At 71.7% G+C, this 12,041-nt stretch carries 7 protein-coding genes; all 7 read left to right on the top strand.

Annotated features, from left to right (window positions below):
* The first annotated feature begins 95 nt into the window (after nt 1-95).
* The 7 genes from OGH68_RS11820 to OGH68_RS11790 all read left to right on the top strand — a co-directional run bounded on the left by OGH68_RS11820 (nt 96) and on the right by OGH68_RS11790 (nt 11,944).
* Nucleotides 96-875 (top strand): TIGR03936 family radical SAM-associated protein, encoded by a 780-nt coding sequence (locus OGH68_RS11820; RefSeq protein WP_264243341.1) that lies wholly within the window; start codon nt 96-98, stop codon nt 873-875.
* 232 nt (nt 876-1,107) lie between these two features.
* The gene (locus OGH68_RS11815) at nt 1,108-5,295 is read left to right on the top strand and encodes an Rne/Rng family ribonuclease (RefSeq protein WP_264243340.1); all 4,188 of its coding nucleotides are present in this window, start codon (nt 1,108-1,110) and stop codon (nt 5,293-5,295) included.
* A 549-nt stretch (nt 5,296-5,844) separates the two neighbouring features.
* Complete coding sequence (gene rplU / locus OGH68_RS11810; RefSeq protein WP_256523109.1) at nt 5,845-6,165, top strand: 50S ribosomal protein L21; 321 nt, start codon at nt 5,845-5,847, stop codon at nt 6,163-6,165.
* 14 nt (nt 6,166-6,179) lie between these two features.
* On the top strand, nt 6,180-6,434 hold the full coding sequence (gene rpmA, locus OGH68_RS11805) for a 50S ribosomal protein L27 (protein ID WP_100107140.1): 255 nt from the start codon (nt 6,180-6,182) through the stop codon (nt 6,432-6,434).
* 119 nt (nt 6,435-6,553) lie between these two features.
* Nucleotides 6,554-7,990, top strand: a complete 1,437-nt coding sequence (obgE, locus tag OGH68_RS11800; RefSeq protein WP_264243339.1) for a GTPase ObgE — start codon at nt 6,554-6,556, stop codon at nt 7,988-7,990.
* A gap of 223 nt (nt 7,991-8,213) precedes the next feature.
* The gene (locus OGH68_RS11795; protein WP_264243338.1) at nt 8,214-10,244 is read left to right on the top strand and encodes a glycosyltransferase family 4 protein; all 2,031 of its coding nucleotides are present in this window, start codon (nt 8,214-8,216) and stop codon (nt 10,242-10,244) included.
* A gap of 200 nt (nt 10,245-10,444) precedes the next feature.
* On the top strand, nt 10,445-11,944 hold the full coding sequence (locus OGH68_RS11790; RefSeq protein ID WP_264243337.1) for a bifunctional cytidylyltransferase/SDR family oxidoreductase: 1,500 nt from the start codon (nt 10,445-10,447) through the stop codon (nt 11,942-11,944).
* Nucleotides 11,945-12,041 lie beyond the last annotated feature (97 nt).

Below are 12,041 nucleotides of genomic sequence, written 5' to 3'. Positions count from 1 at the left end.
ACGTTGAGGGCGGCGCGCCACCCGCGCCCGCTCCACACCGAGGAGAAGAACCACTGGGCAAGCGACAGCCCGAAGGCCCGCCGCCCGCACCTGCGGTGCAGCGCATCCGACTGCGCTACACCAAGCGCGGCCGCCTCCGGTTCACCAGCCACCGTGACTTCCAGCGCGCCTTCGAGCGGGCGCTGCGGCGCGCCGAGGTGCCCATGGCGTACTCGGCGGGCTTCACCCCGCACCCCAAGGTGTCGTACGCCAATGCCGCCCCCACCGGCACGGGCAGCGAGGCCGAATACCTGGAGATCGCCCTCACCGACCGGCGCGACCCGGACAAGCTGCGCGAGCTGCTCGACGAGTCGCTGCCGGCCGGTCTCGACATCACCGACGCCGTCGAGGCCCGGACCTCCGGGCTCGCCGACCGGCTCACCGCCTCCGTGTGGGAGCTGCGTCTGGAGGGTGTCGAGCCCCGGGACGCCGAGAGTGCCGTGGCCGCCTTCCTCGCCGCGGAGACCGTCGAGGTCCAGCGGAAGACGAAGAACGGCATGCGCACGTTCGACGCACGCGGCGCCGTGGCCGGCCTCGAGGCCGGCCACGCGGCGTCCGATAGGAGCGGGGACGGGCCCTGTGCGATACTGCGCCTGGTTGTTCGGCACGTGACACCTGCCGTGCGACCCGACGACGTCCTGTCCGGTCTCCGAGCTGTGGCCGACCTGGCGCCGCCGGTCCCCGCAGCGGTGACCAGGCTGGCGCAGGGGCTCTTCGACGAGGAGTCCGGCACGGTGACCGACCCGCTCGCGCCCGACCGCGAGGCAGCCCCGGCCGTTCCATCCACGGCCGCCGGGACCGCTTCTGCGACGGCGCCGGAAGGTCCCGCCGCGTAAGGACGGTCGTCGTAGCGCGGCTCTTGCACTCGGGAGCCACCAGGGTCGGGCCGCGCGATGACACAGGAGACTTTCGCCAGGCCGTGCGTACATCGCGTACGGAACCGGCGAGCCAGACATCAGCTCCCGTGCGGCGCCCGCGCCCCGGACGGCGGCACCGCGCACATCACGCGGGCCGCGGCCGGACCGGACCAGGCGCGGCGCCCGGGAGCGTGACGGGAGAACCGCCCGCATGCTCGAGCCGAACGAAACCGGCACCGCCGGTAACAACAACGAAGACAACAACAACAGCCCCAGCGACACGCTGCCGCCGCGCCGCAGGCGCCGCGCCGCGTCGCGTCCGGCGGGCGCGCCGCAGACGGCCGAGGCCGCGGAGAGCGCAGACCAGGTGCAGGCCGCCGAGGCCGTGATCCCGGCCGTCGCCGCAGTGGGCGCCGTGGTGGAGGGCTCCGGCGACGCTGCCGACGAGGCATCCGCCGAGCCCGATGCCGCAGAGGCGGCCCAGGTGGCGCAGGCCGTGACCGAAGCGCCGCGTGCCCGTCGTCGTGCGACGCGGAAGGCGACGGCTCCGGCCGGTTCGCCGCAGGTGGCGGAGGCCGCCGAGGCGGAGGCTGCTGAGGCCGGTGAGCCGGTTGCCGCTGAGGCTGCCGCGCCGCGCCGTCGTCGCCGGGCGTCCGCTCCTGCGGGTGCGCCGGCTGCCGCCGGGACCGTGGAGTCGGCGGCGTCCGAGGCGGTTGCGGAGGAGGCTGCCGAAGAGGTGCCTGCGCCGCGTGCCCGTCGTCGTGCGACGCGGAAGGCGACGGCTCCGGCCGGTTCGCCGCAGGTCGCGGAAGCCGCCGAGGCCGAGGCCGGCGAAGTCGCCGCGCCCGCCGAAGAGACCCCCGCAGCCGCCACGACGGAGACTGCAGCCACCCGCCGCACCCGTCGCCGCGCGTCCGCCCCGGCCGGTGCGCCGAAGGCCGTCGCGCCCGAGGTCACCGAGCCGGTCATCGAGGCCGAGGTCACCGAGGCCGACGAGGAGGAGGCCGCAGTGGCCGCTGTCAGCGAAGAGCCCGAAGCCGCGGCCGCCGAGGAGGCGCCCGCGCGCCGCCGCACGCGCCGACGTGCTTCCGCGCCCGCCGGTGCCCCCAGGACCGGCGCCGACGAGGTCCAGCCCGCCGAGGCCGAGGCCGTCGCCGCCGAGCCTGCCGAGGCCGAAGAGGAGGAGGCGCCCGCCCCGCGCACCCGCCGCCGGGCCGCCCGTAAGGCCACCGCCGCCGCAGGCGCGCCCAAGGCGGCCGACGAGGACGCGGCAGACGCGGGCGAGAGCCTGCCCGAGAGCGCCGTCGCCCAGATCGCCGCCGAAGGGACAGAGGTCGCCGCCGCGGAGAAGGCCGCGACCCGTGGCCGTACGCGCCGCCGCGCGGCCTCGCCGCAGTTCACCGCGCAGCCCGCCGAGGAGGCCGAGGAGACGTCCGCCCGTGGCGGTCGCGCCGCACGGCCGGCCGTGCCCACCTTCCAGGCGCCCGTCTTCACCGAGCCGATGTTCCAGACTCCGGAGACGGCCGCCGCCGCGGCTGCCGCCGCTGCGGGCGAGCCGGAGCCGCAGGAGGAAGAGGAGCACGTCGAGGCGGCCGCGCCCGAGCCGGCAGGCCGTCGTCGTCGCCGCCGTCGCGGCGAGCCCGCGGAGCCCGTCGAGGCGCCCGCCGCAGAGGCCGCCCCGGCCGAGGAAGAGGCGGAGCCCGAGCAGGCGGAGGCCGCGGAGGGCGAGGAGCAGGACGAGTACGAGGACCGTCCGTCGCGCCGTCGCCGTCGCGGAGGCCGTCGCCGCCGCCGTGGTGAGACCGCCGAGGCGGACGAGACCGCGGAGGAGCGCGCCGAGGAGACCGGCGCCGAGACCGAGGCCGCCCACGAAGAGGGCGAGGAAGAGGACGAGGACGAGACCGAGACCCCGTCGGCCGCCGGCACCAGCAGCAGCCGTCGCCGTCGTCGTCGCCGCCGTCGCAGCGGTGACGGCGCCGGCACGGAGGCCGAGACGGGCACCGACGACCCCGAGCGCACGGTCGTCAAGGTCCGCGAGCCCCGTAAGAAGGAAGAGGCCGGTTCAGGCGCGGACGAGGTCCAGTCCATCAAGGGCTCGACCCGCCTGGAGGCGAAGAAGCAGCGCCGCCGCGAAGGCCGCGAGCAGGGCCGCCGCCGGGTGCCGATCATCACGGAGGCCGAGTTCCTGGCGCGCCGTGAGGCCGTCGAGCGGGTGATGGTCGTCCGCCAGAGCGGTGAGCGCACCCAGATCGGCGTCCTCGAGGACAACGTGCTCGTCGAGCACTACGTCAACAAGGAGCAGGCCACCAGCTACGTCGGCAACGTCTACCTGGGCAAGGTCCAGAACGTCCTGCCGTCCATGGAGGCCGCGTTCGTCGACATCGGCAAGGGCCGCAACGCGGTCCTGTACGCCGGTGAGGTGAACTTCGAGGCCCTGGGCATGGCGGGTGGTCCGCGCCGTATCGAGGCCGCCCTCAAGTCCGGCCAGTCGGTCCTCGTCCAGGTGACCAAGGACCCGATCGGCCACAAGGGCGCCCGCCTCACCAGCCAGGTGTCCCTGCCCGGCCGCTACCTGGTCTACGTGCCCGAGGGCTCGATGACCGGCATCAGCCGCAAGCTGCCCGACACCGAGCGCGCCCGGCTGAAGACCATCCTCAAGAAGATCGTTCCCGAGGACGCGGGCGTCATCGTGCGCACCGCCGCCGAGGGAGCGAGCGAGGACGAGCTGCGCCGCGACGTCGAGCGTCTGCAGGCCCAGTGGGAGGACATCCAGAAGAAGGCGAAGAACGGCAACGCGCCGACGCTGCTCTACGGCGAGCCGGACATGACCGTCCGGGTCGTCCGCGACATCTTCAACGAGGACTTCTCCAAGGTCGTCGTCAGCGGTGACGAGGCGTGGGAGACCATCCACGGCTACGTGTCGCACGTGGCGCCCGACCTCGCCGACCGGCTGCAGCGCTGGACCAGCGAGACCGACGTCTTCGCGGTCCACCGGATCGACGAACAGCTGATGAAGGCGCTGGACCGCAAGGTCTGGCTGCCGAGCGGCGGCTCGCTGGTGATCGACAAGACCGAGGCCATGATCGTGGTCGACGTCAACACCGGGAAGTTCACCGGTCAGGGCGGCAACCTCGAGGAGACCGTCACCAGGAACAACCTGGAGGCGGCCGAGGAGATCGTGCGACAGCTGCGGCTGCGCGACCTGGGCGGCATCGTCGTCGTCGACTTCATCGACATGGTGCTGGAGTCCAACCGGGACCTGGTCATGCGGCGGCTCCTGGAGTGCCTGGGCCGCGACCGCACCAAGCACCAGGTCGCCGAGGTGACGTCGTTGGGTCTGGTCCAGATGACCCGTAAGCGGGTCGGCCAGGGCCTGCTGGAGTCCTTCTCCGAGACCTGTGTCCACTGCAACGGGCGCGGCGTGATCGTGCACATGGAGCAGCCGACGTCCGTCGGCGGCGGTGGCGGCGGCAAGCGCTCGAAGAAGCGCGGCCGTGGCGGCGCGCAGGAGCAGGCGGAGCCGCAGCCGGAGATCACGGGCACGGAGACCGAGACCGAGGCCGAGGTCGCCGCCGAGGTGGCGGCGCCGGTGGCGCTCGCCGAGCCGGAGTTCGTTCCGGACGAGGAGCTGTACAGCAGCGCGGCGGAGGCCGAGGCGGCAGCGACCCTCCCCCGTGGCCCCAAGGGCACGGGAGGTACGCCCATCCGTGGCCGCCGCCGGGCCACCCGCAAGGTGTCGGCCCCGGCCGGCGCGCCGAAGGCCGCGGAGCCGCAGGCCGTCGAGGTGCCGGCCGCGACTCCCGCGCCCGTCGAGCCGGTGGCCGAGCCTGAGCCGGCCGCGCCGGCTCAGGAGGCGGCCCCCGCGGGCCGTACCCGCCGCAGGGCGACGCGGAAGGTGTCCGCTCCGGCGGGCCCGCCCGTGACGTCCGAGCCGACCGTCGTGGAGACGACCGTCACCGCGCCGGCCGAGCCGCAGCCCGAGCCGGTGGCGGCCCCCGCCGCCGAGGAGGCGCCGGTCGCGGCCCCGCCGCGTGCGCGCCGCCGGGTGACCCGCAAGGTGACGGCTCCCGCCGGTTCGCCGTCGGGCGCCGAGGAGGCCGCGGTCGTCGTGGTCGCCACCGAGCCGAAGGCTGCCGAGCCCAAGGCGGCGGAGCCTGAGGCGGAGGCCTCGAAGGCCGAGGAGACCGAGGCTCCGGCCCCGGCGGCCAAGAAGGCGGCCCGCAAGACCGCCAAGAAGGCCACTGCGAAGAAGGCGGCGGCGAAGAAGACCGCGGCCAAGAAGACGACTGCGAAGAAGACGACTGCGAAGAAGACGACGGCGAAGAAGGCCTCCAAGAAGGCCGTCGCCGCCGAGCAGACGTCGGCTCCGGGCATCTCGTCGAGTACGTCGGAGGCGTAGGACCAGCAGCACCACCGGCGGTGAGCCCCTGAGGGAGGGGCCCACCGCCGGTGGCGTTTCAGTCGCGGAGGTGCTCCATCGGGTCGGCGAGGGCGAGGTGCTGAGCCTCGAACCCGAGGCCGACGGCGTCCGCCGGTGGTTCCCGGTGGGTGCACTCGACATCCGGCTCGAGCCGGTCGGCGAGGGGGCGGCCTGCGGCCCGCGCGGTGGCGGACCGCGATCCCCTGCGGGACCAAGGGCGGACAGGAACCCCGAGTGCTGACGATGTGGACGATCGGTGACCGTCGGGGTGGATCCCACGACGCGCGCTGACGGGGTCCGGGGGCCGGGTGTGACCGGGCCTCCTGCGGTGCGGGCAGGGCCGGTTTGACCCGCCGGGGCGCGGTCCGTAACCTTGTCCCTCGGCGTGTTTCCTTATATGCGCCCACCTCTGAGCACCTCCCTCCCGGCCCGCCGGGAGAGGCCGCTCGTCCATTCGGATCACACGGGCCCCGGCCCGTTGGAGCGGCTGGCATCAGGGGTTTCGTTCCGAGCGAGAGAGAGATCCGCGTGTACGCCATCGTGCGCAGCGGTGGTCGCCAGCACAAGGTTGCTGTCGGCGACATCGTTGAGGTTGACAAGATTTCCACTGCCCAGGTTGGCGACACGGTCGAGCTCTCGACCCTGCTCGTTGTCGACGGCGACGCCGTGACCAGTGACCCGTGGGTGCTGGCCGGTATCAAGGTCACGGCCGAGGTCGTGGACCACCACAAGGGCGCGAAGATCGACATCCTTCGCTACAAGAACAAGACCGGCTACCGCCGCCGCCAGGGTCACCGTCAGCAGTACACGGCGATCAAGGTCACCGGCATCCCCACGGCTGCGAAGTAAGGGACTGAGGAGAGATGGCACACAAGAAGGGCGCATCGTCCACCCGGAACGGTCGCGACTCCAATGCCCAGCGGCTCGGCGTGAAGCGCTTCGGCGGTCAGGTCGTCCTCGCGGGTGAGATCCTGGTCCGCCAGCGCGGCACCCACTTCCACCCCGGCACCGGCGTCGGCCGCGGCGGCGACGACACGCTGTTCGCGCTCCAGCCGGGTGCGGTGGAGTTCGGTTCCCACCGTGGCCGCAAGGTCGTGAACATCGTTCCGGTCGCCTGACCGGAAACGCATCCGAGGGGCGGACCTCACTTCCCGTACGGGAAGCGGGTCCGCCTTTCGTGTGTTGAGAGACAGACATTTACGTACGTACGACCCCCGTCATCACTGGAGGCACTTCCATGACCACCTTCGTGGACCGCGTCGAGCTGCACGTCGCCGCGGGTAACGGAGGGCACGGCTGTGCCTCCGTGCACCGAGAGAAGTTCAAGCCGCTCGGCGGCCCCGACGGCGGCAACGGCGGCCGCGGCGGCGATGTGATCCTGGTCGTCGACCAGTCGGTCACCACGCTTCTGGACTACCACCACAGCCCGCACCGCAAGGCCACCAACGGCAAGCCCGGCGAGGGCGGCAACCGCTCCGGCAAGGACGGCCAGGACCTGGTCCTGCCGGTCCCCGACGGCACCGTCGTCCTCGACAACCAGGGCAACGTCCTCGCCGACATGGTCGGCCAGGGCACCACCTATGTGGCGGCGGAGGGCGGCCGCGGCGGCCTCGGCAACGCGGCGCTCGCGTCCGCGCGCCGCAAGGCCCCCGGATTCGCGCTGCTCGGCGTGCCCGGGCAGGCCGGGGACGTGGTGCTGGAGCTCAAGACCGTCGCCGACGTCGCGCTCGTCGGCTACCCGAGCGCCGGCAAGTCGTCGCTGATCTCCGTGCTCAGCGCCGCCAAGCCGAAGATCGCGGACTACCCCTTCACCACGCTCGTGCCGAACCTCGGCGTCGTCACAGCGGGCTCGACCGTGTACACCGTCGCGGACGTCCCCGGGCTGATCCCCGGCGCCAGCCAGGGCCGCGGGCTGGGTCTGGAGTTCCTGCGCCACGTCGAGCGCTGCTCGGTGCTGGTGCACGTCCTGGACACCGCGACGCTGGAGTCCGACCGGGACCCGGTCTCCGACCTCGACGTCATCGAGGAGGAGCTGCGGCAGTACGGCGGCCTGGAGGACCGGCCGCGCATCGTCGTGCTCAACAAGGTCGACATCCCGGACGGCCAGGACCTCGCGGACATGATCCGCCCGGACCTCGAAGCGCGCGGCTACCGCGTGTTCGAGGTGTCGGCGGTGGCGCACAAGGGCCTCAAGGAGCTGTCCTTCGCGCTCGCCGAGATCGTCGCGGAGGCGAGGGCGGCCAGGCCGGTGGAGGAGGCGACCCGGATCGTCATCCGCCCCAAGGCGGTCGACGACGCCGGCTTCACGGTCCGGCAGGAGGAGGAGGGCCTCTTCCGCGTGCGCGGCGAGAAGCCGGAGCGCTGGGTGCGCCAGACGGACTTCAACAACGACGAGGCCGTCGGCTACCTCGCCGACCGGCTGGCCCGCCTCGGTGTCGAGGAGGAGCTGATGAAGGCCGGTGCCCGCGCGGGCGACGGCGTGGCCATCGGCCCCGAGGACAACGCGGTCGTCTTCGACTGGGAGCCGACGGTCATGGCGGGTGCGGAGATGCTGGGCCGCCGCGGCGAGGACCACCGCTTCGAGGCGCCGCGTCCGGCGGCACAGCGACGGCGGGACCGCGACGCGGAGCGCGACGAGGCCCTGAAGGAGTACGAGGGCTTCGACCCCTTCTAGCCTTCCGTACGGGACCATGGCCGGATTCATACGGTCGTTCCCCTGAAATCGGCCCGGAGACCGTCTCCGGGCCGATTTCGTACGCAACCCTCTGCGTCGCTTCTCCGTCTCCCCGGGTGAAGGCGGGCCGAAAGGGCATCAATGGTGAAAATCAAGACCGGAAGGGCAAAATCGATGTGATGCACGTCCCCTTCGTCCCGGAGGGGAACCGAACGGAGCGCAGATGAAGATCTCTTTCCTCATCCACACCATTTACGGCATCGGCGGCACCATCCGCACGACGCTGAATCTGGCCGAGGAGCTGGCGAACCGCCACGAGGTCGAGATCGTGTCCGTCTTCCGCCACCGCGACGAGGCGGCCTTCGCCATCGACCCGCGCATCACCGTCGTACCGCTGCTCGACATCCGCAAGGACTCCCCGGCGAGCGACCGCGGGGACCCCCGTTTCAGCGAGCCCGCCACGGTCTTCCCCCGCGCCGAGGCGCGCTACAAGGAGTACAGCAGGCTCACCGACGAACGGGTCCGCGAGCACTACGCCGTCTGCGACGCGGACGTCGTCATCGGAACCCGGCCCGGTCTCACCGCGTACGTCGCCCGGTTCGCCGCTCCCACCGCCGTACGGATCGGGCAGGAGCACATGACGCACCATCACCACAGTGCGGCGCTGCGCGAGGAGATGTACGAACACCTCGACGCCGTCGACGCGTTCGTCACCGTCTCCGAGGGCGACGCGGCGGTGTGGCGGGAGAAGACGCCGCTGCCGACCACCAGGGTCCTCGCCATCCCGAACAGCGTCCCGGAGCCGCCCGTCGCCCCGTCCGACACGGCGGGCAGGACGATCGTCGCCGCCGGCCGGCTGGCCGCGGGGAAGCAGTACCACGTGCTCCTCGATGCGTTCGCGAAGGTCGTCGCCGTCCACCCCGACTGGGTGCTGCGCATCTACGGCTCCGGTGACCAGCGGGAGAGGCTGCGGGCGCGGATCGACGCACTCGGCCTCTACAACAGCGCCTATCTCATGGGTCCGCGTTCGCCGATCGAGCCGGAGTGGGTCAAGGGTGCCGTCGCGGCGTCCACTTCACGCCACGAGTCCTTCGGTATGACCGTGGTGGAGGCGATGCGCTGCGGCGTGCCCATGGTCAGCACGGACTGCGACTACGGGCCGCGCGAGATCATCCGCGACGGCGAGGACGGAATCCTGGTGCCGGTGGGCGACACGGACGCCGTCGCCGCCGCACTGCTGCGGCTGATCGAGGACGAGGACCTGCGCAGACGGATGGGCGCGGCAGCCGTGCGCAACGCCCGCCGGTTCGATCCCGCGGTCGTCACCAAGCAGTACGAGACGCTCTTCGGCGAACTCGCCGCGCAGGCCGCACGACGGACGGAGCTCCCCGGGATCAACCCCGCCGCGGACTGCGTGGTCGAGCCGGACGGCTCCCTCAGCCTCACGCTCGCCGCCCCGCTGCCGAAGGGGGCCCGGGGCGGTGTGCGCCTGGTTTGCACGCGCACCGACGACGCCGACGGTGCGCGGACCTTCGACTTCGACGCCGCCGGGGGCGTGAAGGTCCCGGCCGACGCGGCGTTCGCGGAGGGGCTGTGGAACGCCTATGTGGAGCTGGTGGACTCCGGTGTGCGCGGACGTGTCACCGCACGGACCGTCGACCAGCGCGGCGCTGTCGGCGTCGCCGGACGGCTCGCGCCCGACGAGACCGTCCGCAACCTGATCCCGTACAAGGACACCGCCAAGGGCGGAGCCCTGATGCTGCGGGCCTGGTCGCGGCCGGTCCACGCGGAGGCCGACGTCGTCGAGGTGGACGGCACGCGGGTGACCCTGGCCGGCACCCTTCACGGCCGGGCCGCTGCCTCCGGTGCGCCGGTGCTCGTGCTGCGCCGCCGCGGCAGGCCGAAGGACGAGATCACCTTCACCGGTGAGCGGCGGGGCACCAGGGGTTTCCGTTTCACCTTCTCCTCGTCCGTGCCCGCCGCCTCGCAGACCACCCCGCACGACGTGTGGGACGCCTATGTGCGTTACGCGCCGGATGAGAAGCCGGTGAAAATGGGCCGGGTGCTGGACGATGTGGTGCAGAAGAAGGACGTCTTCGTCTATCCGCAGAGCGTCATCGCCAAGAGGCGGACGGAGAGTCTCGCGCGGGCCATGGCCAAGCGGCTCCTGCGCAGACCGCGGCCCAAGGTGCGGGTGCGGGTCTACTACACCCTCACCAACGACCTGGCGCTGAACGTTGTCGACCTCCCATGACCCGCTCAGGGTGATTCATGCCACTCAGATGTGTGGTGTCGATCACGTCGGGGTTGCCGTCGGGTCGGGTCAATTCCCCTGATCACCGGTGAACAGGAGGTTTATCGGAGCGGTTGCACGGGCGTCACCCGCCTTGCGGTTCGGTAACGGAGGGTGCAACCATCAGTTTTGTTCCCCAGCCCTCGCAAGGTAGGTCGTCTGTGTCTGTGCAGCACATAGCCAAACCCCGAACCACAGCAGTCGTGCTCGCCGGTGGAACCGGTCAGCGCGTGGGTCTGTCCATCCCCAAGCAGCTGCTGAAGATCGCAGGCAAGGCTGTCATCGAGCACACACTGTCGATCTTCGAGCGGGCCGACTCGATCGACGACGTCATGGTGCTGATGGCCCCCGGGTACGTGCCGGACGTCGAGAAGATCGTCGCCAAGGCCGGGCTGACCAAGGTCGTCAAGGTCATCGAGGGCGGCTCGACGCGCAACGAGACCACCGAGCGGGCCATCGCGGCACTGGGTGAGGGCCTGGCCGAGGGCGAGGACCGCAACGTCCTGTTCCACGACGCCGTGCGCCCGCTGCTCTCCGAACGGGTCATCAAGGACTGCGTCGACGCGCTCGACCGCTACCAGGCCGTCGACGTCGCCATCCCCTCCGCGGACACGATCATCGTGACCCGGACGCACGGCGAGGACGGCGAGTTCATCACCGACGTCCCGGACCGCTCCCGGCTGCGCCGCGGCCAGACGCCCCAGGCGTTCAAGCTGTCCACGATCCGCAGGGCGTACGAGGTCGCCGCCGGCGACCCGAACTTCCAGGCCACCGACGACTGCTCGGTCGTGCTGAAGTACCTGCCCGACGTGCCGATCTACGTCGTCGCGGGCGACGAGTACAACATGAAGGTCACCCAGCCGGTCGACGTCTTCATCGCGGACAAGCTCTTCCAGCTGGCCTCCACCGCGGCTCCGCGCCAGGCCGACGCGGCCGCCTACCGCGAACTGCTCGCCGGCAAGACCCTCGTCGTCTTCGGCGGCTCCTACGGGATCGGCGCCGACATCGCGAAGCTCGCCGAGTCCTACGGCGCCAAGGTGTACGCGCTGGGCCGTTCCACCACGGGCACGCACGTCGAGAACCCGGAGCACGTCGACGAGGCCCTCTCCACGGCGTACGCCGAGAGCGGCCGCATCGACTACGTGATCAACACCGCGGGCGTGCTGCGCATCGGAAAGCTCGCGGAGACGGACAACGCGGCCATCCAGGAAGCGCTGAACGTCAATTACCTGGCGCCCGTTCAGATCGCCCGGGCGTCGCACAAGTACCTCGCGGAGACCCAGGGGCAGCTGCTGCTCTACACCTCCAGCAGCTACACCCGCGGCCGCGCCGAGTACAGCCTGTACTCCTCCACGAAGGCCGCGATGGTGAATCTCACCCAGGCACTGTCGGACGAGTGGGCCGCCGACGGCATCCGGGTGAACTGCGTGAACCCGGAGCGCACCGCGACTCCCATGCGCACCAAGGCGTTCGGCGACGAGCCGGCCGGTTCCCTGCTGTCGTCGGAGGCTGTCGCGCGGACCTCGCTCGACGTGCTGCTCTCCGAGCTGACCGGGCACGTCATCGACGTCCGCCAGCAGGATCCCACCCGTGGGGCTTCCGAGGCGTCCGGCTTCGAGCAGGCCCTGGCCTCCGTGCTGGACCGCCAGGAAGATGTGTAATAATTCCTGACAATCAATTCTCTGGGCCTCTGTAGTTGCCGCCTTTCGCGCACTGCGGAGGCCCGAGTTCGTGAAGCCTCGCCTTCACATCTTCTTT

Source organism: Streptomyces peucetius (assembly GCF_025854275.1).
Classification (GTDB): domain Bacteria; phylum Actinomycetota; class Actinomycetes; order Streptomycetales; family Streptomycetaceae; genus Streptomyces; species Streptomyces peucetius_A.
The sequence above is the reverse complement of the archived record's forward strand: the minus strand, read 5'-3'. Positions and strand labels throughout refer to the sequence as shown.